Source organism: Streptomyces sp. NPDC127177, from assembly GCF_042672475.1.
In the GTDB taxonomy this organism is placed as follows: Bacteria; Actinomycetota; Actinomycetes; order Streptomycetales; family Streptomycetaceae; genus Streptomyces.
This window is the reverse complement of sequence record NZ_JBHXUW010000007.1, coordinates 1-24,176: the sequence shown is the minus strand read 5'-3', so window position 1 is coordinate 24,176 and position 24,176 is coordinate 1. Positions and strand designations below refer to the sequence as shown.

Here is a 24,176-nt window from a genome sequence, read left to right as displayed (position 1 = left end):
CCAGAGGTCAGCATGCCGCTCGTCAGCACCGGTGAACTCGTCTCCGCCGCCCAGGCCGAGGGACGCGGAATCGCCGCCTTCAACGTCATCACGCTGGAACACGCCGAGGCCATCGCGACCGGTGCCGAGCGTGCCGGCGCCCCCGCCATCCTCCAGATCTCCGAGAACGCCGTGAAGTTCCACGGCGGCCGGCTCTCCGCCATCGCGGCCGCGGCCGCGGCAGTGGCCCGCGCCTCCTCCGCGCCGCTCGCCCTCCACCTCGACCACGTCGAGTCCGTCGACCTGCTGCACCGGGCGTCCGACGAGGGCTTCGGCTCGGTGATGTTCGACGCGTCCAAGCTGAGCTACGAGGACAACGTCCGGGCCACCGCCGAGGCCGTCGCCTGGGGCCACGAGCGCGCCATCTGGATCGAGGCCGAACTCGGCAAGGTCGGCGGCAAGGAGGGCGAGGCCCCGCTCGACGCCCACGCCCCCGGCGTCCGCACCGACCCGGCCGAGGCCGCCGCGTACGTCGCCGCGACCGGCGTCGACGCGCTGGCCGTCGCGGTGGGCTCATCGCACGCCATGACCGAGCGCACCGCCGCCCTGGACCACGCCCTGATCGGCCGGCTGCGCGAAGCCGTCCCCGTCCCGCTGGTGCTGCACGGCTCCAGCGGCGTCCCGGACGACGAGATCCGCCAGGCCGTCGCCTCCTCGGGGATGGTCAAGATCAACGTGGGTACGGCCCTGAACACCGCGTTCACCGGAGCCGTCCGGGCCCACCTGGCCGAGAACACCACGGGCGTCGACCCGCGCAAGTACATCGCCCCGGGCCGCGAGGCCATGGCGGCGACGGTGGCGGGGTTCCTGGCGCTGATGGGCTGAGGCGGGCGCCCGCCGGCGGGCGCCCGCCGGCGGCCCCGAGGGGCTGCCGGGGGCCTGCCGAGGGACTGCTACGGCTTCGTGATTTCCAGCCAGTCAAGGATGGCATCGCACTTGTTGCCGGTCTCGCAGGACAGCTTGATGGTGTTCTTGCCCTGCTGGAGCGTCACCGGCGCCCACGTGGTCTGCCAGTTCTTCGCCCAGTCGGGGTCATCGCTGTGGATGAAGTTCTTCAGACCGAGGGGGGAGTTGTTCGCCTTGTCGTTCACCGTCAGGGTGGCGTCCGCGTCCTTGGCCGGGATGGCGTAGCGCACGTTGAGCTTGTAGCTGCCGGCCTCCTCCACGTTCGCTTCCCAGGTCACCGAGGAGCCCACGGCGTTGAAGCCGTTGATGTACACGCCACCGGGGCCCTGTGCGCCGTCGACGGACTTGTCGGTGACCGCCCCGCCGCCGAGCTTCAGCGACGCCGCGTCCTGCTTCGGGAGCTCGACGTCGGCCGATGCGCTCGGGGAGTCGTCCGGCTTCGGCGACTCGTCGGCCTGGCCGTCCGTACCGGAGGAGGATGACGCCTCGTCCTTCTTGTCGCCCTTGTCGTCGTCGCCCGTCATCAGCGCGGCGCCGATGCCGATGAGTACGACCGCGACGACCGCGACCGCGCCGATCAGCAGGCCCTTGGTGTTGGGGCCGCCCTTGCCGGGGCCGCCGCCGTTGCCGCGGCCGCCCTGGTGCGGGACCTGCGCGGTCTGGGCGCCGGGGTACGTCTCCGGGGCCGCATACTGCGCGTTCGGCTGCCCGTACTGGCCCTGAGGCTGTCCGTACTGCCCCTGGGGGTATCCGTAGCCCTGCTGCGGCGGGACCTGCTGTCCGTACTGGCGCTCGCCGACGGTCCGCACCTGGTTGTAGGAGGTACGGGGCACACCGGGCTGCGCGGCTGGGCCCGGGTAGCCGTAGCCACCCTGTCCGCGCGGCGGCTGTGCGCCGGCCGCCTGTCCGTCCTCGTAGAGGTAGCCGAACGGATCGTCGTCCTCGGGCGTGCTCGCGCCGTTGTTCCCGGCCATCCCTTGGTCACTCCTCACCATGTCGCCGGCCGTCAGCCGTATACCGTCAGCCGTCGCCGACCGGCCGAGCCTACCCCGAACGGACCACTCCAAGAATTGCCGCAGGTGGCGGCGGGGGCCGGGACGGGGTAGGCGCCGGACACCCCGGTGAACGTCAGCCGGCCCTGCGGTGAACCTTCGACCGGGACCGCTTCTCGACGTACATCCGCTGGTCGGCGGAGCGCAGAACCTCTTCGGCGGTCATGCCGCAGGCGGCCCACCCGATGCCGAAACTCGCCCCGACCCGCACCGCCCGGCCATCGACCCGAATGGGCGGAATGATGGCGTTACGCAGACGTACGGCCAGGTCCGCGGCGTCTGCGGACCCCAGCCCGTCCGCGAGGACGACGAATTCGTCACCCCCGAGCCGGGCGACGGTGTCCCCGTCACGGACACACGTGGTGAGCCGGCGGGCGACCTCGATGAGGACGGCGTCCCCGGTGTGGTGACCGAAGCGGTCGTTGATCGACTTGAAGCCGTCCAGGTCGCAGAAGAGGACCGCGAGGCCCTTCGACCCGTCGTCCTTCCCGGTGTCGGGTGCGACGGAATGCACATGGTGGTCGTACGGGCCGACGCCCGCCCCCGCGTCGAAGCCGTCGGCGGGGAAGCCGTGCGCGCGGGCCTCGTCCACGTCGCCGTACGCAGCGTCCAGCGCCTGCACGTCCGTGGACGCGGTCGCGTGCGGGCGCTCGCAGAGCCGGGCGCTGAGCCTTGAGCGCAGCTCGGCGCTGTTGGGCAGGCCGGTGAGGGCGTCGTGCGAGGCCCGGTGCGCGAGGTTCAGCTCGTGGCGCTTGCGCTCCTCTATGTCCTCGACGTGCGTGAGCAGGAAGCGCGGCCCGTCCGCCGTGTCCGCGACGACGGAGTTGCGCAGCGAGACCCAGAGGTAGGTGCCGTCCCGGCGGCCCAGCCGCAGCTCGGCGCGGCCGCCCTCGGCCGACGTGCGGAGCAGGGTGCCGATGTCCTCGGGGTGGACCAGATCGGCGAAGGAGTAACGGCGCAGCACCGAGGCGGGGCGGCCGAGCAGCCGGCACAGGGCGTCGTTGGTGCGCAGGAGCCGGCCGTGCTGGTCGCCGCCCATCTCCGCGATGGCCATGCCGCTGGGGGCGTACTCGAAGGCCTGGCGGAAGGATTCCTCGCTGGCCCGCAGCGCCTGCTGCTCCCGTTCCAGACGGACCAGGGCGCGCTGCATGTTCGCCCGGAGGCGGGCGTTACTGATCGCGATGGCCGCCTGGGACGCGTACATCTGGAGCGCCTCGCGGCCCCAGGCGCCGGGGCGGCGGCCGTTGCGGGGGCGGTCGACGGATATGACGCCGAGGAGGTCCTGACCGCTGCCGGAGGCGTACATGGGGGCGTAGAGCCGGTCCTGCGGGTGCCACTCGTCCTCGAAGCGGGGCTCGGGCCCCTCGGTGTGCCACTGCGGGACGTCGTCGTCGAGGAGGATCCAGCCGTCCGTGTGCGGTATGAAGCGGAGCTCGTCCCATATCTCGCCCATGGCGAGCCGGCGCTCCCAGGAGTCGCGCGAGCCGACGCGGCCGGTGATCAGGGCCTCGGCGGCGCTGTTCCCGGCGAAGGCGGCGACCACGAGATCACCGTCGGGACGGACGAGGTTGACGCAGGCCAGCTCGTAACCGAGACCGGCGACGATCCCGTCGGCCACGGTCTGCAGCGTGTCGGCCAGGCTCCGTGCCGTGTTGAGATCGGCCACGGCCTGGTGCAGCTGCCGCATCGTCGCAAGACGGACGTACGGCTCCGACTCGGCCTCCATCGCTCGCACTCCCCGAGACGTCGACAGCACTCCAGGTTTCATATCGGCGTACTTGACGTACTTACTGCAGTGTCACGGCCACTGAATCACAGTGAGCTGTGCACCCGGTACACAGGGTCAACAAATACTGCGCTCTGTGACTCAAGTCACAACAGATGGCAAAGGCCCCAGATGTCCCGCGGCGCCGGTCCTAGGACCTGACTGGTCCCCTGGCCCGATGCGGCGGCGCGCCGGCCCCGGCTAGCGTTCCCGGTGTGTTGCAGACGAAGCCCCCCGCCCCGCGTTCCGAGCCCGTCCCCCATGCTGAGGGGGTGAGCAACGACGAGTTCCGTGGCGCCCTGGCCCGACTGGCCGCCGGTGTGGTGCTGATCACCGCGCAGGAGCCGCCGCTCGACGAGCACGGGCGCGGCGAGGACGTGGGAATGACCGCGACCGCCTTCATGTCGGTGTCGCTGGACCCGCCCCTGGTGATGGTGAGCGTGCGCAACGACTCACGGATGGACGACCTGCTGGCGGAGCAGCCGCTGTGGGCCGTCTCGGTACTGGCGGAGAGCCAGCGGCACATCGCCGGAAGGTTCGCCATGAAGGGCCGGATCAGCGACCGGCTGCTGTTCGAGGACATCCCCTGCGTACGCGGGGAGATCACCCGGGCCCCGCTGGTCGGGGGCGCGCTCGCCACCCTGGAGTGCCGGACGGAGCAGCGGATCACCGCGGGCGACCACACGCTGGTGATCGGACGGGTGCTGGGCGCGCAGCTGCCGGGCGAGGACGGCGGCCCGCTGACGTACTTCCGCGGGCGTTACCGGCAGTTGGGCTGACGGCGGGGCGGGCGGGCGCAGGAAGCCGCCGCGTCCTCACCAGTCGCGGCCGGAGCGGCCCCGCTTGGTGTCGCCGCGCTGCTTCTTCTCGCGCAGCCTGCGCTCGTTGATACCGCGCGGGATCTTGCGCTTCACGCGCGGCTTGGGGGGCGGCGCTGTCGCTTCGGCGAGCAGCGCGGTGAGCCGCACCGCGGCCGTCTCACGGTTGCGCCACTGCGAGCGGTGCTCGGAGGACCGGACCGACACCACGCCGTTGACCAGCCGGCCGGCCAGCCGCTCCAGCGCGCGCTCCTTCCACACCTCGGGCAGCGAGTCGGTCGCCGCGAGGTCGAAGCGCAGCTCCACCTGGGAGTCGCTGGTGTTGACGTGCTGCCCGCCGGGCCCCGAGGACCGCGAGAAACGCCACATGAGCTCGGCCTCCGGCAGGGAGACCGCACCGCGGATGAAATAGGGCCCGGACATGACACCCATGTTCCCCGCAGTACCGCCTGTTCGTCATCTCCTTTAGCCGCGGCCCTCAGCCGCGGCCCTCGACTGCGGCCCTTAGCCGCGATCCCCAGCCGGCGGTCTCGGCCCCGCCCGGCAAGGCGTCGGTTCGGCAAAGAAAGTAAAGCCGGATGGAACCTCCCGGTCCCCTGCCTGCGTTATGGACTGTGACGGTAGCTTCGTGACGACACGAAGCCCGCACACGACAGATGAAAGGGACTTCCCATGGCAGTAAGCCTGTCCAAGGGCGGCAACGTCTCCCTCACCAAGGAGGCCCCCGGCCTCACCGCCGTCACGGTCGGCCTCGGCTGGGACGTCCGGACCACCACCGGCACCGACTTCGACCTCGACGCCTCGGCGATCGCGGTCAACGCCGCCGGGAAGGTCTTCTCCGACGGTCACTTCGTCTTCTTCAACAACAAGGCGACCCCGGACCAGACCATCGTGCACACCGGTGACAACGTCACGGGTGAGGGCGAGGGCGACGACGAGCAGATCAACGTCAACCTGGCGGGCCTGCCGGCGGACATCGACAAGATCGTCTTCCCGGTGTCGATCTACGACGCCGAGACCCGCAGCCAGAACTTCGGCCAGGTGCGGAACGCCTACATCCGCATCCTCAACCAGGCCGGCGGCTCCGAGATCGCCCGCTACGACCTGAGCGAGGACGCCGCCACCGAGACCGCCATGGTCTTCGGCGAGCTGTACCGCAACGGCGCCGAGTGGAAGTTCCGCGCCGTGGGCCAGGGCTACGCCTCCGGCCTGCGCGGCATCGCGCAGGACTTCGGCGTCACTCTCTGACGCTCCGTCCGCCCCACGGGAGCCCCCGGCCGATCGTCCTGCGGCCGGGGGCTTCCGCGTGTCCGCATACCACTGATTCCGCCCAATGGGACGCACGCCACGCGGTGTTGCCCAATCGATGGAACTCCGAAGGAAGTCCGCCGGATAACGGACATGAACGCGTCTCAGTCGGACAAGAACTGGTCAAGGAAATGTGAGGTAATTGTTAGTGCACGGTCAATGTCGGTCATTAGGTGGCACGCTCTCCGCTCGTAACCCCCCACGGAACGAGCAACGGAGAACCCATGACCCCCCACATGAACACCCGTCGCGCCGCAGCACTGGCCGCCGTGGCCGCGATGGTCGTCGTCGGAGTGCAGACCGGTGCGGCGAACGCCAGCCCGGGTACCCCGAACGACGGTTCCTCCGCCTCTCCCAGCACCGCCGCGCCGGCCTTCAGCAGCGCCTCGAAGCACGCCACCGCCATCAAGTCGGCTCAGGCCGACGCCTCCTCGGCCGCCGCCACGCTCAAGCTCGGCGGCAAGGAGAAGCTGATCGCCCGTGACGTGATCAAGGACGCCAAGGGCACGGTCCACACCCGCTACGAGCGCACCTACGACGGGCTGCCCGTCATCGGCGGCGACCTGGTCACCCACACCGCGAGCAACGGCACGCTGAAGAGCGTCACCAAGGCGACCGACGCCAAGATATCCGTGCCCTCCACGACGGCGAAGATCAAGACCGTGGCCGGTGCCCGCAAGGTGATCTACGCGGGCGGCAACGAGCCCGTCCTCGCGCTGGAGTCGGTGAAGACCGGGGTGCAGAAGGACGGCACCCCGAGCCGCAAGCGGATCATCACCGACGCCACCACCGGCAAGGTGCTGCACAGCTACGAGGAGATCGAGACCGCCGGCGTCGGCAACAGCCAGTACAGCGGCAAGGTCGACCTGTCCACCACCAAGTCCGGCTCCGGCTTCGACCTGACCGACGGCGACCGCGGCGGCCACAAGACGTACGACCTGAACCAGGGCGAGAGCGGCACCGGTGACCTGGTCACCGACGACGACGACACGTGGGGCGACGGCACCGGCAACGACCGCCAGACCGCCGCGGTCGACGCCCACTACGGCGCCGCGAAGACCTGGGACTTCTACAAGGACGTGCTCGGCCGCGACGGCATCGCGGGCGACGGCAAGGCCGCCTACTCCCGCGTCCACTACGGCGACGCGTACGTCAACGCGTTCTGGGACGACAGCTGCTTCTGCATGACGTACGGCGACGGCGCCGACAACAAGAGCGCCCTCACCGGCCTCGACGTCGCCGGCCACGAGATGAGCCACGGGCTGACCGCGTCGACCGCCAACCTCGACTACGTCGGCGAGTCCGGCGGCCTCAACGAGGCGACCAGCGACATCTTCGGCACCGCGGTCGAGTTCTTCGCCGACAACAGCACCGACGTCGGCGACTACCTCATCGGCGAGAAGATCGACATCAACGGCGACGGCACCCCGCTGCGTTACATGGACGAGCCGAGCAAGGACGGCGGCTCGGCCGACTACTGGGACAGCAGCGTCGGCAACGAGGACGTGCACTACTCGTCCGGTGTCGCCAACCACTTCTTCTACCTGCTGGCCGAGGGCAGCGGCGCCAAGACCATCAACGGCGTCGACTACGACTCCCCGACCTCCGACGGCTCCACCGTCACCGGCATCGGCCGGGACAAGGCCGTCCAGATCTGGTACAAGGCCCTCTCCGAGTACATGACCTCCTCCACCGACTACGCGGACGCCCGCACGGCGACCGAGAAGGCCGCCACCGACCTCTACGGTGCGGACAGCGCCGAGCTGAAGGCCGTCGACGCCGCCTGGACCGGCGTCAACGTGAAGTAACGCCCCATCCGTTGCTCCCGGGAGCCGGTCAGCCGTCCGCGGCAGGCCGGCTCCTGCCGTACAACCACTTCTTCCACAGCCCGGTCAGATCCCGACCGGTCGCCTTCTCCACATAGGCGGTGAAGTCCGCCGTGGTGGCGTTGGAGTGCCGGTGGGCCTTCGTCCAGCCCGCGAGCAGCGCGAAGAACCGCTTGTCGTCGTCCACCGCCTCGCGGATCTTGTGGATCACCATCGCCCCGCGCCCGTACACCGGCGGATCCGAGATGTTCGCCGCCGCCGGCGGATCGGCCGGCGGGAAAGCCCAGTTGTCCTCGTTCTCGTACGCGTCGTCGAAGGAGTCCTGGGCCGGTGTGCCCTCCTTCTCCTCCTCCCACAGCCACTCCGCATACGTCGCCAGCCCCTCGTTGAGCCACATGTCCCGCCAGCTCGCGGGCGTGACCGAGTCACCGAACCACTGGTGCGCCATCTCGTGGACGAGCAGTCCGATGCTCGGCGGCCCGGGGAAGAACGGCCGGTTCTGCGTCTCCAGCGCGTACCCCGCGTCCCCCTTGCGCTCGACGATGGCGCCGGTCGCGGAGAACGGATACGGACCGAAGTGCGCGGCCTCCCACTCCACCACCTCGGGGACCCGGGCCACGGTCCGCGCACTCGCCTTCGCCGAATCCGGGTCCACGGCGGTGAACACCGTGATGCCGCCCGCCATCTTCGACGTCTTCGTCTCGAAGCGGCCCACGGCCAGTGTCGCGAGGTAACTCGCCATCGGTTCGGGCGTGTGCCAGCGGTACGTGGTGCGCCCCCCGGCCGTCGTGGGCGAGCCGGCCGGTTCGCCGTTGGAGACGGCCGTGAGCCCCCGGGGGACGGTGACCGACAGATCGTAGGAGGCCTTGTCGCTCGGGTGGTTGTTGCCCGGGAACCAGGCCATGGAGCCGGTCGGTTCGCCCAGCGCCACCACACCGTCGGCGGTCGGCAGCCAGCCCTCCTCGGAGTCGTCCGGATCGGTGATGGTCTTCGGGGAGCCCGAGTAGTGGACGACCGTGCGGAACGACCGGCCCCGGCGCAGCCGGTCCTGGACCTTGATGTCCGGACGCAGCGTCAGTTCGTCGCCCGCCCGGTTCACGGCGGCGGGACGCCCCTCCACCGCGGCCGACGTGACCGTCAGCCCGGCCAGATCGAGGTTGAACGAGCTGAGGTCCTGGGTGGCCCGCGCGGTGATCGTGGCGGTGCCGCGCAGCCGGTGGGCGTCCGGGTCGACGTCGAGCGCGAGATCGTAGTGCGTGACGTCGTAGCCGCCGTTGCCGATCCTGGGGAAGTACGGATCTCGCAGACCGGAGGCGCCCGGAGAGCCGCTCACACCACCGGCCGACGCGCTGCAGGCGGGTGCGAGGACCGCCAGGGCGAGGAGCAGGACGGTGCTCCTCGCCACCCTCCGGGGCGTGCGAACCGTGCCGGGCGCCGGGCCGAGTACCGCGGGTCGTTGCTCCACGCCGATGATCCTATGTGCGGAATGTCGGAGTGCGGGGGAACTCGGGGCCGTTGCCGTGCCGACCGCTGCCGGTTACTTCGCGAGGGCGGCGGCGCCCGCACGGGCGAACTTCTCGTCGAGGTCGCCGCTGGGGGCGCCGGCCACTCCGATGCCCGCCACCGGCGCGCCCTTGGCCTGCACCGGGGCGCCGCCCGCGAGGAAGAGGGTGCCGGGGATGTCCTTCAGGTTCGGGGTCCCTTCGAGCCGCTCTGCCAGCTCGGACGTGGGGGCGTTCCAGGACACGGCCGTGTACGCCTTCTTCACCGCCGACTCGTACGCCTGCGGGCCCGCACCGTCGCCGCGCAGGGTGACGACGGTGTTGCCGTCGCGGTCGACGACGGAGACGGCGACCTTCTGGTGCTCCTTCTCCGCCGCGTCCAGCGCCGCCCGTGCGGCCTTCGACGCGGCGTCCACGGTGAGGTGCGTGGACTGCTGGAGGTTCCGGTTCGCGGCGTCGGCCTTGACGGCGGCGGGCGCGGGCGCGGCGGCCGGGGCGGAGGCGTTCGCGGAGACGGCGCCGAAGGTACCGGCCCCGAGCGCGGCGGCGGCGACGGTACCGGTCAGGACACGGGTGCGCAGCGACATCTTCTTCATGGTGGGCTCCTCAACGGTGGCATCGGGTGGTTCCTGCGTTCTGAGATCAATCCTCCGGCCGGACCCTGGGCCCTCCCGTCGTCGTACCGGCTGGACGCCGTGTGCGGGACGGCTGACGGCCCCATCGGCCGATCGGTTGATGCGGAGGCGCCCGTTCGGGGTGACGATGGAATGTCCGCGCAGGTCAGCAGTGGTCCCGTGGAGCGGGGCACGGTTCACAGAAGGGGGCAGGCGGTGGAGCGGCGAAGCCGGTCGGCAGGTGTTGCCGGTCAGGCGGGCGACCCCGGCGCACGGGCGCTCGCCGTGCTCATGCACGCCGCCTTCTTCCTGCTGCTCGGTGCCTCGCTGACCCGGTTCCTGCTGCGCCACCCCGGCGAGGCCCGCACCCCGTGGATCATCGGGCTGTCCCTCGCGCTGGCCGCGCTGTACGTACTCGGCCCGGTCCTCGGCTCCCGCCCGACGCCGAGCAGCCTGCTCTGGCTGGGAGTGCTGGTCGCCGTGTGGATGGTGCTGGTCGTCCTCGCGCCGAGCTTCGCGTGGTGCGCGGTGCCGCTCTTCTACACCGGGCTGCGCATCCTGCCGCCGCGCGCCGCGCTCGCCCTGGTCGTGCTGCTCACCCTGTTCGTCGTCGCCGCACAGCTGCGGCTGGCCGACGGCTTCGACCCGAACCTGGTGCTCGCCCCGCCCGCCGTCGCGGCCGTCGCGACCGCCGTCTTCGTCCAGATGCAGCGCCAGGCCGTCACCCGGGACGAACTCATCGACGACCTGATCCGCACCCGCCGCGAACTCGCCGCCACCGAACGGCGCGAAGGCACCCTCGCCGAACGCCAACGGCTCTCCATGGAGATCCACGACACCCTCGCCCAGGGCCTGTCCAGCCAGCAGATGCTGCTCCAGGCCGCCGACCGCACCTGGGACACCGACCCGGCGACCGCCCGACGCCACGTCCGTACCGCCACCGGCATCGCGGAACGCAACCTCGCCGAGGCCCGCCGCTTCGTGCACGACCTGGCCCCCGCCGACCTCGCCGAGGGCGGCGGCCTGGACGCGGCGCTGCACGCGCTCGCCGCCCGCGAGACGGCGCAGACCCAGGGCCGGATCACCGTCCGCTGCCACATCGAGGGCGAACCGCACACCGCGCTGCCCGACCGGGTGCAGTCCGCGCTGCTGCGGATCGCCCAGGGCGCCCTGGCCAATGTGACCGAGCACGCGGGCGCCACCGAGGCCGCCCTGACGCTCACCCACCTCGACGACCGGACCGTCCTCGACATCGCCGACAACGGCCACGGCTTCACCCCCACCGCCCGCACCGGAACACCGGGCGGCGTACGCGGTCACGGGCTGCCCGCGATGCGCGCCCGACTGCGTCAGCTCGGCGGCACCCTGACCATCGAATCCGCCCCCGGCGAGGGGACCGTGGTGACCGCCGCCGTCCCCCTCGGGGACCGGCCCACCGCCGCCCTCACCCACCGGGACCCCGTATGACCGCCGCGCCCCCGCCCGTCCCCGTCCGCATCCTGCTCTGCGACGACCACGCCGTCGTACGCGCCGGGCTGCTCGCCCTCCTCGGCAGCGAACCCGACATCGAGGTCGTCGGCGAGGCAGGCAGCGGTGAGGAGGCGGTCGCCCTGACCGCGAGGCTCAGCCCCGACGTCGTCCTGATGGACCTCCAGCTGGGCGAGGGCATCGACGGGGTGGAGGCCACCCGCCGGATCGCGAGCGCCTGCGCCGGAGCCCACGTCCTGGTCCTCACCACGTACGACACGGACGCCGACATCACCCGCGCCATCGAGGCGGGCGCCACCGGCTATCTGCTGAAGGCCGAACGCCCGGAGGAGCTCTTCGCCGCGATCCGCTCGGCCGCCCAGGGCCGCACCGCCCTCTCCCCGCCCGTCGCCAGCCGCGTCATGGCCCGTATGCGCAAGCCGCTGCCCACCCTCACCGACCGCGAACGCGACATCCTCGGCCAGCTCTCCCGGGGCCTGGGCAACCGGGACATCGCCCGTGCCCTGTTCATCAGCGAGGCCACCGTCAAGACGCACCTGGGCCGCATCTACGACAAGCTCGGCGTCGACACCCGCGCAGGAGCCGTCTCCGTGGCCAAGGAGCAGCGGCTCCTGCCCTGAGGAACCCTCCCGCACCGCTCCCCGGGCGTCTGCCGGCCGCTGCGGCCCGCCGGAGCCGGTCCGTCAATGATCCGGTCGTGCGGGAGCGACAGATCCGGTGGTGCGGGAGCGACACGCCGGGCATGACACCATCGAACCGTGCTCGACATCGGCTACTCCCTCTCCCGACGCTTCCCCGATCCCCCGCAGACCGACTACCGCCGAGCGGACGTCCACGCCCTGCGCCACGATCTGTTCTCCGGGGACGTCTACCTCGCGGACACCAAGGAGGACCGCGAAGTATCCACGGCCTGGGGATGGGTGCCGGTGCTCGACTTCGCCTGGGCCCTGTGCGACATCGTCGAGCAGATCGACCGCGACCCCCGCGGCAACCGCTCGCACCGCCGCCAGTTCGCCGAACTCGACTTCACCGAATCGTCCGACCGCATGCTCTTCGAGCGCCGCTTCGGCTGGGTCGACGTCGAGGCCGACTGGATGCCCGCGGAGGAGGCGCCGCTCACCTTCAACCACTCCGTGCTGCGCCGCGAGGCCCGCGACTTCCTGCACGATCTGATCGCCGACCTCGCCGACATGCACGAAGGCCTCGCCGACAACCCCGCCGTCTGGGACCTCCAGGCCCGCTTCCCCCGCCTCTGAGCGGCCGGAACGCTCCTCACGCCTCCACCCGCACCCCGATCTGCGCCGCGAACGCCGGAGCCAGCTCCATCAGCTGCGACGGGCTGATCACCGCGCCCGCCAGCCGCTCCACCCCACGGGCGATGTCCAGCTCCGCGACCGTCCGCAGATCCACCGACTCCATCCGCACCGCGCTGAAATCGGCCCGCTTCAGCACGCAGTCCCGGAACTCCACCCGGTCCAGCTGCGCGCCCCCGAAATCCGGCTCGGACAGCACACAGCCCTCGAACACCACGTCCTTCAGACGGGCCTTCCGCAGATTCAGGTAGTCGATCTTCCCGCCCCGCACGAGCACCCGCTCCAGCACAGCGCCGTGCATCTGCACCCCGCCGAGGCGCGCGTCCACGATCTCCACGTCCCGCAGTGACGCCCCCGCGAGATCCGTGCCGACACCCCGTACCCCCGTCAGCACGGAATCGATGAAACGGGCCCTGACCAGCTCCGTGCGGTCCAGCGCGCAGCCGTCCAGCGCGCAGTCCATGAACCGCGCTCCCGGACCCGACTCGTCGGCCAGATCCACGGCGTCGAACCGCACCCCGTCGTAATCCCCGTCCGGCTCCAGGCCGGCGCCCCCGTAAGGCTCGAGGGGCGGCAGCCGCACCTCCGGGCGTCGCGCCGCCGCGATCCCGTCCTTGCCGCCCCTGCCGCCACCACTACCGCTGCTGCGCACCATCCCCCCATCGTGACGCACACCACTGACAACGCCCCGCCGCCGATGTCACATCCGGGCCCCCTCCGCACGTCACGTACCCATAGGCACCTGCTAGGCACCTCCAGCGAAGGAGACCGGGACCATGCAGCGCATCCACATCATCGGCGGCGGCCTCGCCGGGTTCACCGCGGCCATCACGGCGGCGGAGTCCGGCGCACTGGTGACCGTCCACGAGGCCCACCACACCCTCGGCGGACGCGCCAGGACCGCCGAAGGCCCGTACCGCACAAACGAGGGACCCCACGCCCTCTACCGCCGCGGCCCGCACTGGACCTGGCTCGACCGGCGCAACCTCCTCGGACCCACCACCACCGTCGCCCCGCCCGAAGCCACCCGGCTCCGCTTCCGCCACCGCGGCACCCTGCACCGCGTCCCGCCCCTCGCCCTCCTCCGGCTCAGCCGCCGCGATGCCACGCGGGTCCCCGCCGACACCGACTTCCGCACCTGGGCCACCGCGCAGATCGGCGAGGCGGGCGCCCGCGCCGCCGCCAACTACGCCGCCGTCGCGCTCTTCCACCACGACCCCGGCAGCCTCTCCGCCGCCTTCGTCCAGGAACGGCTGCACCGGGCAGGCGCCCTGCCGCCCGAAGCGCGCTACCCCGTCGGCGGCTGGGACGGGATCATCGACCGGATGGCGTCCCGCGCCTGGAACCTCAGCGTCCGCATCGAGACGGCGGCCCGCGTCGACACCGCGGCCCTCGACGCCCTCGCCCGCACCGGCCCGGTCGTCGTCGCGACCTCCCTCGACTCCGCCCGCGCTCTCCTCGGCGACCCGGGCCTGACCTGGCCATCCGGCCGCACCGCGCTCATCGACCTCGCCCTGCGCACCCGCCGGGGCGACGCGTTCGCCGTCTCCGACCTGGACGCCCCCGGCTGGATCGAACGGTTCACCGCCCAGGACCGCACCCTCGCCCCCGCAGGCGAGCAGCTCCTCCAGGGACAGATCCCCATCGCCCCCGACGAGCCCCGCGACACCGGTACCGCCCGCGCCGAGGAACTCCTCGACCTCGGTTTCCCCGGCTGGCGCGAGCGCACCGTATGGCGCCGCGAAGCCCTCGCCACCGGCCGCACCGGTGCCGTCGACCATCCCGGCTCCACCTGGCGCGACCGGCCCGCCATCGACCGAGGCAACGGCATCTACCTCGCGGGCGACCAGGTCGCCGCCCCCGGCCTGCTCAGCGAGGTCTCGTTCAACAGCGGCATCGAAGCGGCCCTCCTCGCGCTCGGGGCCACCGGGGACGGCAACCGGACCGGACACCGCCCGCCCGCCGCCCGAAACCACACCTCCGCCCGAAACCGCACCCCCGCCGGAACGCCGCTTGACCTCAAGCGCACCTGAGGTCCGAGGGTGGGTGCCACCGAGAACCACACCCCGGGGAGCCCACCATGCACGCCATCCGCCTCCACGCCTTCGGCCCCGCCGAGAACCTCGCCTACGAGCGCACCGACGACCCCGTACCCGCGCCCGGCCAGGTCCGTATCGCCGTCCGCGCCGCCGGCGTACACCTCCTCGACACCGCCCTGCGCGAGGGCATGACCGGGCCCTACCCCGCCCCCACCCCGCTGCCCACCGTCCCCGGCCGCGAGATCGCCGGCACCGTGGAATCACTCGGCGAGGGCACCGACCCCGGCTGGCTCGGCCGGCACGTCGTGGCCCACATCGGCAACGCCCCCGGCGGCTACGCCGAACTCACCGTCACCGAGGCCGACAAGCTGCACGCCGTGCCCGACGGACTCGACGACGCCGAGGCCGTCGCCATGATCGGCACCGGCCGCACCGCACTCGGCATCCTCGGATTCACCCCGCTCGGCCCCGAATCCGTCGTGCTGGTCACCGCCGCCGCCGGCGGCATCGGCACCCTGCTCGTCCAGTACGCCAAGAACGCCGGGGCCACCGTCATCGGCCTCGCCGGCGGCCCCGCCAAGACCGCCCTCGTCCGCGCCAACGGAGCCGACCTCTCCGTCGACTACACCCTCCCCGACTGGCCCCGGCACGTCCGCACCCACCTCGACGCCCTCGGCCGCCGCGCCACCGTCGCCTACGACTCCGTCGGCTCCACCACCGCACGCGCCGCCGTCGACCTCCTCGGCAAGGGCGGACAGCACATCGTCTACGGCTGGTCCGGCCAGGGCCTCCACGACGGGCACCCGCTCACCTTCACCGAGGACGAACTCGCCGCCCGCGCCATCACCTCACAGAACGTGCTCGGCCCCGCCATGATCCAGCGCGGCGGCGGCCTGCGCGCCCTGGAGAGGCGCGCACTCGCCGAAGCCGCCGCGGGCAGGCTGCGCCCCGCCGTCCAGCGCTACCCGCTCGCCGAGGCGGCCACCGCCCACCGCGCCCTCGAAACCCGTGGCACCACCGGCAAGGTGGTCCTCATCCCCTGACCCGGCGCGACGGCCCCGGCCGGGCCATGACGGCAATCCCGCTAACGCCGCCCGCCCAGCCCCGCCAGCGCCCCGTCCGTCAGCCGGTACACCGTCCACTCGTCCTGCGGACGCGCACCCAGCGACTCGTAGAACGCGATCGACGGGGCGTTCCAGTTCAGCACCGACCACTCCAGCCGCTCGTAGCCACGCTCCACGCAGATCCGCGCCAGCTCGCTCAGCAGCGCCTTCCCGTGCCCGCCGCCCCGCCGCTCCGGGCGCACGTACAGGTCCTCCAGATAGATGCCGTGCACCCCGCGCCACGTCGAGAAGTTGAGGAACCACAACGCGAAGCCCACCACCTCACCGTCCTCGTCGGACTCGGCGATGTGCGCGAACGCGGCAGGACGCTCACCGAACAGCGCCTCGCGCAGCTGCTCCTCGGTGGCGTTCGCCTCGTGCAGCGCCTTCTCGTAATCGGCCAGTTCACGGATCATCGCGTGAATGGCGGGAACATCGGCGGCGGTAGCGTTACGAATCATGAGGGCAGCGTAAGCAACACCGCACCACCCGCCGCCTCCTCCCCCGGCCCGGCGACTACCCCCGGCCCAGCAACCGCCGCGCGATCTCCGCCTGCTCGGGCACCAGCCGCCGCTCACCGCTCCCGGCGCCCCAGCACGCGTTCTGCAGCACCCGCCCCAGCGTCCACGCACGGGCCCGCGCCCGGTCGAGGCCCAGCGTCTCCGTCAGCAGATCGAACCGCCACCCCACCGCCGCCGCATCGAACCGGTTGACCAACGACGGAAACAGCTCGAACCCCGGATCACCGGCCAGCGGCTTCGGATCGATCGCCACCCACCGCTCCTCCCGGTCCGCCGGACCGCCCCGCCCGGCCAGCACATTGCCGAAATGCAGATCCCAGTGCAGCAGCCGGTCCCCCGGCTCCCCCGCCACCTCCCGCACCGCCGCCGCACAGTCCGCCAGCAGCCGCCGCTCCGACTCGTCCACCAGGAGCTCCGCCGCACCCGGCGCGGCGGCCAGCATCCGCCGCACCGCCTCGCCCAGCTCCCGGAAACCGCACGCCCGCGGAGCCCGCACCGCCGTCAGCCCTGCCAGCAACTCCGCGATGATCCGCACCGCTTCCCGCACATCGGCCGTCCCCGCCAGGGAACGGCGCCCGTCCAGGCGCTCCAGCAGCATCGCCCCCGTCGCCGCGTCATGGCCGAGCAACTCCACCGCACCCGCCGACGCCTCGCCCCACACCCGCAGCGCGACCGGCTCCCCCTCCGTCTCCTCGTCCACCGACTGCAACTTCAACGCCGCCCGGCGGCCGTCCGCCACCCGCACCACCGGAAGAACCAGCGCACACACCCCGTACAGCGCCCCACCGTCCCGGCGCAGCCCCCACCGCTCCAGCAGCTCCGCGGCCATCCCGGGCAACGCGGCGAGAAACGCCCGCCCGGCCGCACCGTTGTACTTGGACTGAGTAGCGATCAGCGCATCCGGAATGTCAATCACGCTCCCGATCGTAGGAGCGTGCGTCAATCGGCTATGACCCCGAGCCATCCCGTCCCGCCCACGCGGCCCCGCTCCTCGCCCGTCACGTGGATCCGCGGCGCCGGCTCATGGATCCGCAGCGCACCCGGCACCTACCTCTGGCTGACGGCCCTCTTCGTCACCACCGTGATCGTCCACCAGATGTCACCGGGCTTCGAGGAGTCCTTCCTCCGCCAGCGCTCCACCAACATCCACGAGCTCTCCCAGAACCCGGTACGCGTGCTGATCAGCAGCGCCTTCTGGATCGACAGCGGCGAATGGCTCCCGTACGCCGTCCTCTACACCGTCTTCCACGCCCCCGCCGAACGCCGTCTGGGCACCCTGCGCTGGCTCACCGTGGTGGCCGCCGCCCACGTCCTCGCCACCCTCGTCAGCGAAGGCGTCCTGGCCTGGGCGATCCGGCACGGCCACGCTCCCGAGGCCGCCGCCAACACCCTTGACGTCGGTGTCAGTTACGCGCTCGCGGGCGTCGTCGCCGTCCTGACCTACTACGTTCCGCGCCCCTGGCGGTACGTCTACCTCTTCGCCGTCCTCGTCATCTACGGCGTCCCCCTCGTCACCAGCGCCACCTTCACCGACGTCGGCCACTTCACCTCCGTACTCATCGGCCTCGCCTGCTACCCGCTGACCCGTGACCGGCACAAGACGAAACCCGCCCCCGCCCAGTAACGTCCCGCCACACAGGCGCACGGCAGACAGCCACACACCGGCAGCCGGCCACACGGACAAGCAGGGACAACATGAGCACCGTCAGCACCGCGAACGGCGGCATATCCTTCTGGTACGCGGACCAGGGCACTCCCGCCCCCCGCGAACCCCTGCCGGGCGACACCGGCGCCGACGTCTGCATCGTCGGCGGCGGGTACACCGGACTGTGGACGGCGTACTACCTCAAGAAGGCCGTCCCCTTCCTCAACATCACCGTGCTGGAAGCCAAGTTCTGCGGCTACGGCGCCTCCGGACGCAACGGCGGCTGGCTCTACAACGGCATCGCAGGCCGCGACCGCTACGCGAAACTCCACGGCCACGACGCCGCCGTCCGCCTCCAACAGGCCATGAACGACACCGTCTCCGAAGTCATCCGCGTCGCCGACGAGGAGAAGATCGACGCCGACATCCACCGCGGCGGCGTCCTCGAAGTCGCCTGCACCCCGGCCCAACTGGCCCGCCTCAAGGCCTTCCACGCCGTCGAGGTCGCGTTCGGCGAGAGCGACCGCACCCTGCACGGAGCCCGCGAGACCGCCGAACGCGTCCGCGTCACCGGGGCCGTCGGCTCCACCTGGACCCCGCACGGCGCCCGGCTGCACCCCGCCAAACTCGTCAAGGGCCTCGCCGACGCCGTGGAAGCGCTCGGCGTCACCATCCACGAGTCGACCCCCGTCACGGAGATCAAGCCCAAACACGCCGTCACCCCCTACGGCACCGTCCGGGCCCCGTACATCCTGCGCTGCACCGAGGGCTTCACCGCGGGCCTCAAGGGCCAGAAGCGCACCTGGCTCCCGATGAACTCCTCCATGATCGTCACCGAACCGCTCCCCGACTCCCTCTGGGACACCATCGGCTGGAACGGCCGCGAGACCCTCGGCGACATGGCCCACGCCTACATGTACGCCCAGCGGACCGCCGACGACCGCATCGCACTCGGTGGCCGCGGCGTCCCGTACCGCTACGGCTCGGCCACCGACAACGACGGCCGCACCCAGCCCGCCACCGTCGAGGCCCTGCGCGACCTCCTCGTCCGCCTCTTCCCCACCACCGCGGGCACCCCCATCGCGCACGCCTGGTCCGGCGTCCTCGGCGTCCCCCGCGACTGGTGCGCGACGGTCACCCTCGACCGCTCCACCGGCCTCGGCTGGGCGGGCGGCTACGTCGGCTCCGGCGTCGCGACCACCAACCTCGCCGCACGCACCCTGCGCGACCTGATCCAACAGGACTCCGGTCAGTCCGGCCCGACCGAACTGACCACGCTGCCCTGGGTGAACCACCGCGTCCGCCGCTGGGAACCGGAACCCCTCCGCTGGCTCGGCGTCCACGGCATGTACGCCGCCTACCGCACGGCCGACCGCCGCGAACGCACCTCGCCCCGACCGGGCACCGACCCCGTCGCGAAGTTCGCGGACCGGGTGGCGGGGCGGGGCTGAGCACGGGCGGTCTCGGCGGAGGAGCCGCCTCGGGAAGCCGCCACGGCTGCGTTGGTGACGAGCTGGCCGTAGACCGCCAGCCCCTCTTCGCCGATCTCCACACGTCTGCCTCCGCAGGCTGCCAGAGATCCGGCGCGGCCTGCTCCAGGCTCGGCGCGGCTCCGGAGAGCGGTGCGCACCGGGTCAGTCTGACCACCAGAACACACCCATCCGCTCACGCGCGGACGTCCACGGCGTCCCCGCCGCGCGACCCCGCATGCCCCGAGCGACAGAAAACCCCAGGTCACGGATTACGCGACCTGGGGTTTCACCGAGCCCCCTATCGGATTCGAACCGATGACCTACGCATTACAAGTGCGTTGCTCTGGCCAGCTGAGCTAAGGAGGCGCCGCGCACGCCGAGACCACGCGCGCGAGCCCTCACTCTACACAGCGCCCCACCCGCCGATCCAGGACGTTTCACCCCTGCTCACGGGGTACGGGCCGCAGCCCGTCCAGGGTGAGGTCGAGAAGGCGTTCGGCCTGGTCGCGCTGGTCGGGAGTGGCCGAGGTGAGGGCGATTCCGGCCAGGGCGGCGAACATGTCCGTCGGGCTGATGTCGGACCGGATCGCACCGGCCGCGGTACCGGCGTCCATGAGGGAGGAGAGGGCCTCCTGGATCATCCGGTGGCTGTCGGCGTAGGGGTTGGTGCCCGAGGCGACCACGGCCCGGAGCGCCTCGGCCATGCCGAGTTTGGCGGTGGCGTAGTCGATGAAGCCGCGCGTCCAGGCGCGCAGTGCCTCACGGGGCTCCATCGTCTCCAGGAGCGTGGGCACGGAGTCGCACAGGCGGGCCACCTCGTTGCGGTACGCCGCCTCGATCAGGGTCTCCCGGGTGGGGAAGTTGCGGTAGAGCGTGCCGGTTCCCACGCCCGCCTCCCTGGCGATGCGTTCGAAGTGCGCGTCCAGCCCCTCCTCCGTGAACACGCGTACCGCCGCGGCAAGGATCTTGTCGCGGTTGCGTTGTGCGTCGGCTCTCAGCGGGCGTTCTGCTGGGGACATCAACGGCTCTCCCTGCTCTCCACTTGCTAAGTGGAGGCGTCTCCACTTAGTGTGGAGAAAGTGGCGGCGCCTCCACTTTCACTGTAGGGCATGACCGGGCCAATGGTCCCGGCCCGCCCCTTCCCCCACTTCGGAAGGACTGTCGATCATGTCGACCACATCGATCACCTCAGGAATCGAAGGCAAGGTCGTGGCCATCACCGGCGCCAGCAGCGGCATCGGCGAAGCGACCGCACTCCTGCTCGCCGCGCGTGGCGCGAAGCTCGTCCTGGGAGCGCGCCGACCGGAGCGCCTGGAGGCCCTGGCCGCCCGCATCGAGGAGGCCGGCGGAGAAGCCGCCTGGATCAGCACCGACGTGAAGAGGCGCGAGGACCTGACCGGTCTCGTCGCTCTCGCACGCGAGCGGTTCGGCAAGCTCGACGTGCTCATCAGCAATGCCGGGGTCGGCCCGATCGCCCCTCTCGACGATCTCCGCGTCGAGGAGTGGGAGGAGATGATCGACGTCAACCTCAAGGGCGTGCTGTACGGGATCGCCGCCGCGCTGCCGGTCTTCCGGGAGCAGGGCTTCGGCCACTTCGTCAACACCGTGTCCACCGCCGGACTGCGCATCGTCCCCCTCCAGGCGGTGTACGCCGGCACGAAGAACGCCGTCCGCACCATCTCCGAGGGGCTGCGTCAGGAGGCCGGTGACAGCCTCCGCGTCACCGTCGTCTCACCCGGCTTCGTCCGCACGGAGTTCTCGGACTCCGTGTCCGACCCCGCGGTCAGGGCCCAGGTCGCCGACCGGATGGAGAAGATCGCGATCCCGCCGGAGGCGGTGGCCCGTGCGATCGCCTTCGCGGTCGAGCAGCCGGACGGCGTCGACGTGGGCGACATCGTCGTCCGCCCCACAGCGCAGGACTGAGGACCGCCGCGGCTGCCGGCAGGACCGCCCCGGCTGCCGCCAGGATCACGCCGGCTGCCGCCAGGATCGCGCCGGGGAATTCGTGGCCCGAGAACTACTGACAGATTCGAAATGGCCAGGTAGCGTCACGGAAGGTTCACTCAAGTGGACCAGACCACTCCCTACTCGGATCGTCCGGCACGTTCCTGCCGGTGGAGGAGAAGATTCAGCATGGCCAGTGTCACGTTCGACAAGGCGTCCCGCGTATACCCCGGCTCCACGAAGCCCGCGGTTGACCAGCTCGAGATCGACATCGAGGACGGCGAGTTCCTCGTCCTCGTCGGTCCCTCCGGTTGTGGCAAGTCGACCTCCCTGCGCATGCTCGCGGGTCTCGAGGACGTCAACGGCGGCGCCATCCGCATCGGTGACCGCGACGTCACGCACCTGCCGCCGAAGGACCGGGACATCGCCATGGTGTTCCAGAACTACGCGCTCTACCCGCACATGTCCGTCGCGGACAACATGGGCTTCGCGCTGAAGATCGCCGGTATCAACAAGACCGAGATCCGGGCGAAGGTCGAAGAGGCCGCCAAGATGCTGGACCTCACCGACTACCTCGACCGCAAGCCGAAGGCGCTCTCCGGTGGTCAGCGCCAGCGTGTCGCGATGGGCCGCGCCATCGTCCGTGAGCCGCAGGTCTTCCTCATGGACGAGCCGCTGTCGAACCTCGACGCCAAGCTCCGCGTCTCCACCCGTACGCAGATCGCCTCGCTCCAGCGCCGCCTGGGCATCACGACCGTGTACGTCACGCACGACCAGGTCGAGGCCCTGACCATGGGTGACCGCGTCGCGGTCCTCAAGGACGGCCTCCTCCAGCAGGTCGACTCGCCGCGCAACATGTACGACAAGCCGGCGAACCTCTTCGTGGCCGGCTTCATCGGCTCCCCCGCCATGAACCTGGTCGAGGTCCCGATCACCGACGGTGGCGTGAAGTTCGGCAACAGCGTCGTCCCGGTCTCCCGTGAGGCGCTCACCGCCGCCGCGGACCGCGGCGACACGACCGTCACGGTCGGCATCCGCCCCGAGCACTTCGACATCGTCGAGCACGGCGGCGCCGCCGCGAAGTCCCTCACCAAGGACTCCGCCGACGCCCCGGCCGGCCTCGCCGTCTCGGTCAACGTCGTCGAGGAGCTCGGCGCCGACGGCTTCGTCTACGGCTCCGCCGAGGTCGGCACCCAGGACAAGGACCTCGTCGTCCGCGTCGGCGGCCGCGCGGTTCCGGAGAAGGGCACCAAGCTGCACGTCGTGCCCCGCCCGGACGAGCTGCACGTCTTCGCGACCTCGACGGGTGAGCGTCTCACCGACTGATCCCGCACCACCAGCCGTACGACGTCGGCCCCGCACGTACTCCGTGCGGGGCCGACGCGCGTCCGGGAGAGGGCGGACGGAGGCGGGCGGAGGCGGGGTCGGGTTTGGGACACGGATGCCAAATTCCCCGGCACAACGGTCATTTCACTCCCCGCCGTCAACACGGGATTCGAAAAACACTCTCGAACCATCCCCCGCGAGAGTGACGTAATGTCGCCAAATCATCACTGCCCGCTACGCTCACTGCGTGACCCACACCGCGCGCCGTATCGGCCGAACTCTCGCTCTCGTACTGCCTGTCGTCATGGTTCTGTCCGGGACCCTCGCGGTCACCGCCGTGCCGTGGGCGTCCCGCAGCTCCGACTCCACGATGCTCACCGCGTCGGCCCAGACCGTCTCCAAGCGCGCCAAGGCGCGCACCCCGCAGGACGTTCTGCGCGACAAGCTCCTCCTGGAGCTCCAGGAGAAGGACCCGGGTGTCGCGTTGACGGACCTTCAGCGTGCCGTCGAGGGGCGCCCCTCGCTCGCGAGGCACTGCATCTCGATCGCCAAGGCGCTCGGCAAGGCCGCGGTCGAGCAGTACGGCCCGACGCGGGCTCACCGCTTCTCCCGTCCGGTCTGTGACACGTCGTTCGCCTCGGGCGTCGCGCAGTTCAGCTGACGGACCCCGTACCGTGCGGGCACGGCATATCGTGCCTGGCATGCATACGTTTCCGACGCAGGCCGTGATCCTGGCGGGTGGCCAGGGGTCACGGCTGCGCCCGTACACCGATGACCGCCCCAAGCCGATGGTCGAGATCCCGGGCACCGGGACTCCGATCATCGGCCATCAGCTTTCCTGGCTCGCCGCCGAGGGCGTGACCGACGCCGTGGTCTCGTGCGGGCATCTGGCCGAGGTACTGCAGGAGTGGCTGGACGCCGCCGTGCTGCCGCTGCGCGTCACGACCGTGGTGGAGTCCGAGCCGCTGGGACGCGGTGGCGGGCTGAAGTACGCCGCGGCCCGGCTGCCCGATCCGGAGCAGCCCTGGTACGCCACCAACGGCGATATCTGGACGCGCTTCTCCCTGCGTGAGATGGCCGCGTTCCACGCGGAGCGCGATGCGACCGCGACGCTGGCCCTGGCCCGTCCGCGGATTCCGTGGGGTGCGGTGGAGACCGACGCGTTCGGGCACATCACCGACTTCATCGAGTCGCCGCCCTCGCCGTATCTGATCAACGCCGGGGTGTACGTGTTCTCGCCCGCTTTCACGGCGATGCTGCCGGACCGGGGCGACCACGAGCGGACCACGTTCCCGAGGCTGGCGCGCGAACGCAGCCTGGCGGGTTATCCGTTGCCGCACGGGGCGTACTGGCGCGCCATCGACACCGCCAAGGACCTGACGGAGGCCGCGAAGGAGCTGGACGGGCAGTAAGCAGGCCGGTCCGCTCCCCCGATACGCACGAACACGGAAGAGGGGGCGGGCACCGGAGGTGAATCCGGTGGCCCCCCCCGCAT

General features: G+C 71.3%; 24 protein-coding genes and 1 tRNA gene. 15 read left to right on the top strand and 10 right to left on the bottom strand.

The window, feature by feature from the left end; all coding sequences use genetic code 11:
* Positions 1-12: 12 nt before the first annotated feature.
* Positions 13-864, top strand: a complete 852-nt coding sequence (locus ACFVJX_RS07110) for a ketose-bisphosphate aldolase (RefSeq protein ID WP_384134704.1) — start codon at positions 13-15, stop codon at positions 862-864.
* 68 nt (positions 865-932) lie between these two features.
* Here ACFVJX_RS07110 and ACFVJX_RS07105 read toward each other — a convergent pair whose 3' ends face one another.
* Together ACFVJX_RS07105 and cdgB are read right to left on the bottom strand one after the other, a co-directional pair.
* Positions 933-1,919: a CBM35 domain-containing protein gene (locus tag ACFVJX_RS07105; RefSeq protein WP_384134701.1), complete on the bottom strand. Its 987-nt coding sequence runs from the start codon at positions 1,917-1,919 to the stop codon at positions 933-935.
* Positions 1,920-2,073: 154 nt separating this feature from the next.
* Entirely contained in the window at positions 2,074-3,723 is a 1,650-nt protein-coding gene (gene cdgB / locus ACFVJX_RS07100) for a diguanylate cyclase CdgB (protein WP_384134698.1), read from the bottom strand.
* A gap of 311 nt (positions 3,724-4,034) precedes the next feature.
* Here cdgB and ACFVJX_RS07095 point away from each other — a divergent pair, with 311 nt between their 5' ends.
* The gene (locus tag ACFVJX_RS07095; protein WP_384134695.1) at positions 4,035-4,541 is read left to right on the top strand and encodes a flavin reductase family protein; all 507 of its coding nucleotides are present in this window, start codon (positions 4,035-4,037) and stop codon (positions 4,539-4,541) included.
* 36 nt (positions 4,542-4,577) lie between these two features.
* Here the strand turns inward: ACFVJX_RS07095 and arfB are convergent, their stop codons facing one another.
* On the bottom strand, positions 4,578-5,012 hold the full coding sequence (gene arfB, locus ACFVJX_RS07090; protein ID WP_384134692.1) for an alternative ribosome rescue aminoacyl-tRNA hydrolase ArfB: 435 nt from the start codon (positions 5,010-5,012) through the stop codon (positions 4,578-4,580).
* 240 nt (positions 5,013-5,252) lie between these two features.
* Here arfB and ACFVJX_RS07085 point away from each other — a divergent pair, with 240 nt between their 5' ends.
* Positions 5,253-5,828 carry a TerD family protein gene (locus tag ACFVJX_RS07085; RefSeq protein WP_384134689.1) on the top strand — a complete coding sequence of 192 codons (576 nt, stop codon included), beginning with the start codon at positions 5,253-5,255 and terminating at the stop codon, positions 5,826-5,828.
* Positions 5,829-6,112: 284 nt separating this feature from the next.
* Positions 6,113-7,696, top strand: a complete 1,584-nt coding sequence (locus ACFVJX_RS07080) for a M4 family metallopeptidase (protein ID WP_384134686.1) — start codon at positions 6,113-6,115, stop codon at positions 7,694-7,696.
* 28 nt (positions 7,697-7,724) lie between these two features.
* Here the strand turns inward: ACFVJX_RS07080 and ACFVJX_RS07075 are convergent, their stop codons facing one another.
* Together ACFVJX_RS07075 and ACFVJX_RS07070 are read right to left on the bottom strand one after the other, a co-directional pair.
* On the bottom strand, positions 7,725-9,179 hold the full coding sequence (locus tag ACFVJX_RS07075) for a M1 family metallopeptidase (protein ID WP_384134683.1): 1,455 nt from the start codon (positions 9,177-9,179) through the stop codon (positions 7,725-7,727).
* Between the two features lie 72 nt (positions 9,180-9,251).
* Complete coding sequence (locus ACFVJX_RS07070) at positions 9,252-9,812, bottom strand: heme-binding protein (RefSeq protein WP_384134680.1); 561 nt, start codon at positions 9,810-9,812, stop codon at positions 9,252-9,254.
* A gap of 234 nt (positions 9,813-10,046) precedes the next feature.
* Between ACFVJX_RS07070 and ACFVJX_RS07065 the strand changes: the two genes are divergently transcribed.
* From ACFVJX_RS07065 to ACFVJX_RS07055, 3 genes are all read left to right on the top strand, one after another.
* On the top strand, positions 10,047-11,297 hold the full coding sequence (locus ACFVJX_RS07065) for a sensor histidine kinase (protein WP_384134677.1): 1,251 nt from the start codon (positions 10,047-10,049) through the stop codon (positions 11,295-11,297).
* Positions 11,294-11,938 (top strand): response regulator, encoded by a 645-nt coding sequence (locus ACFVJX_RS07060; RefSeq protein ID WP_384134674.1) that lies wholly within the window; start codon positions 11,294-11,296, stop codon positions 11,936-11,938. Before ACFVJX_RS07065 ends, ACFVJX_RS07060 begins: the two co-directional genes overlap by 4 nt.
* A gap of 138 nt (positions 11,939-12,076) precedes the next feature.
* A complete protein-coding gene (locus ACFVJX_RS07055) occupies positions 12,077-12,574 on the top strand; it encodes a hypothetical protein (protein WP_384134671.1) in 498 nt (165 codons plus the stop codon).
* Between the two features lie 16 nt (positions 12,575-12,590).
* Here ACFVJX_RS07055 and ACFVJX_RS07050 read toward each other — a convergent pair whose 3' ends face one another.
* A complete protein-coding gene (locus ACFVJX_RS07050; RefSeq protein WP_384134668.1) occupies positions 12,591-13,286 on the bottom strand; it encodes a pentapeptide repeat-containing protein in 696 nt (231 codons plus the stop codon).
* A 121-nt stretch (positions 13,287-13,407) separates the two neighbouring features.
* Between ACFVJX_RS07050 and ACFVJX_RS07045 the strand changes: the two genes are divergently transcribed.
* Positions 13,408-14,664 (top strand): NAD(P)-binding protein, encoded by a 1,257-nt coding sequence (locus ACFVJX_RS07045; RefSeq protein WP_384134665.1) that lies wholly within the window; start codon positions 13,408-13,410, stop codon positions 14,662-14,664.
* A gap of 47 nt (positions 14,665-14,711) precedes the next feature.
* Positions 14,712-15,713, top strand: coding sequence for a zinc-binding dehydrogenase (locus ACFVJX_RS07040; protein ID WP_384134662.1), 1,002 nt, complete (start codon positions 14,712-14,714; stop codon positions 15,711-15,713).
* 41 nt (positions 15,714-15,754) lie between these two features.
* Here ACFVJX_RS07040 and ACFVJX_RS07035 read toward each other — a convergent pair whose 3' ends face one another.
* A complete protein-coding gene (locus ACFVJX_RS07035) occupies positions 15,755-16,234 on the bottom strand; it encodes a GNAT family N-acetyltransferase (protein WP_384134659.1) in 480 nt (159 codons plus the stop codon).
* Positions 16,235-16,289: 55 nt separating this feature from the next.
* Entirely contained in the window at positions 16,290-17,258 is a 969-nt protein-coding gene (locus ACFVJX_RS07030) for an aminoglycoside phosphotransferase family protein (RefSeq protein WP_384134656.1), read from the bottom strand.
* On the opposite strand from ACFVJX_RS07030, the gene ACFVJX_RS07025 reads away from it, so the two are divergent.
* Together ACFVJX_RS07025 and ACFVJX_RS07020 are read left to right on the top strand one after the other, a co-directional pair.
* Entirely contained in the window at positions 17,244-17,918 is a 675-nt protein-coding gene (locus ACFVJX_RS07025) for a rhomboid-like protein (protein ID WP_384134654.1), read from the top strand. The genes ACFVJX_RS07030 and ACFVJX_RS07025 overlap by 15 nt on opposite strands.
* Positions 17,919-17,989: 71 nt before the next feature.
* Complete coding sequence (locus ACFVJX_RS07020) at positions 17,990-19,390, top strand: NAD(P)/FAD-dependent oxidoreductase (protein ID WP_384134651.1); 1,401 nt, start codon at positions 17,990-17,992, stop codon at positions 19,388-19,390.
* A gap of 313 nt (positions 19,391-19,703) precedes the next feature.
* Here the strand turns inward: ACFVJX_RS07020 and ACFVJX_RS07015 are convergent.
* Positions 19,704-19,777: transfer RNA gene (locus tag ACFVJX_RS07015), tRNA-Thr, on the bottom strand.
* 71 nt (positions 19,778-19,848) lie between these two features.
* Positions 19,849-20,430 (bottom strand): TetR/AcrR family transcriptional regulator, encoded by a 582-nt coding sequence (locus tag ACFVJX_RS07010; RefSeq protein ID WP_384134648.1) that lies wholly within the window; start codon positions 20,428-20,430, stop codon positions 19,849-19,851.
* Positions 20,431-20,578: 148 nt separating this feature from the next.
* Between ACFVJX_RS07010 and ACFVJX_RS07005 the strand changes: the two genes are divergently transcribed.
* From ACFVJX_RS07005 to ACFVJX_RS06990, 4 genes are all read left to right on the top strand, one after another.
* A complete protein-coding gene (locus ACFVJX_RS07005; protein ID WP_384134645.1) occupies positions 20,579-21,334 on the top strand; it encodes an SDR family oxidoreductase in 756 nt (251 codons plus the stop codon).
* 210 nt (positions 21,335-21,544) lie between these two features.
* Entirely contained in the window at positions 21,545-22,681 is a 1,137-nt protein-coding gene (locus tag ACFVJX_RS07000; RefSeq protein WP_384134642.1) for an ABC transporter ATP-binding protein, read from the top strand.
* 247 nt (positions 22,682-22,928) lie between these two features.
* The gene (locus ACFVJX_RS06995; protein WP_384134638.1) at positions 22,929-23,342 is read left to right on the top strand and encodes a hypothetical protein; all 414 of its coding nucleotides are present in this window, start codon (positions 22,929-22,931) and stop codon (positions 23,340-23,342) included.
* 40 nt (positions 23,343-23,382) lie between these two features.
* Positions 23,383-24,093, top strand: a complete 711-nt coding sequence (locus ACFVJX_RS06990; protein ID WP_384134635.1) for an NDP-sugar synthase — start codon at positions 23,383-23,385, stop codon at positions 24,091-24,093.
* Positions 24,094-24,176: the final 83 nt, after the last annotated feature.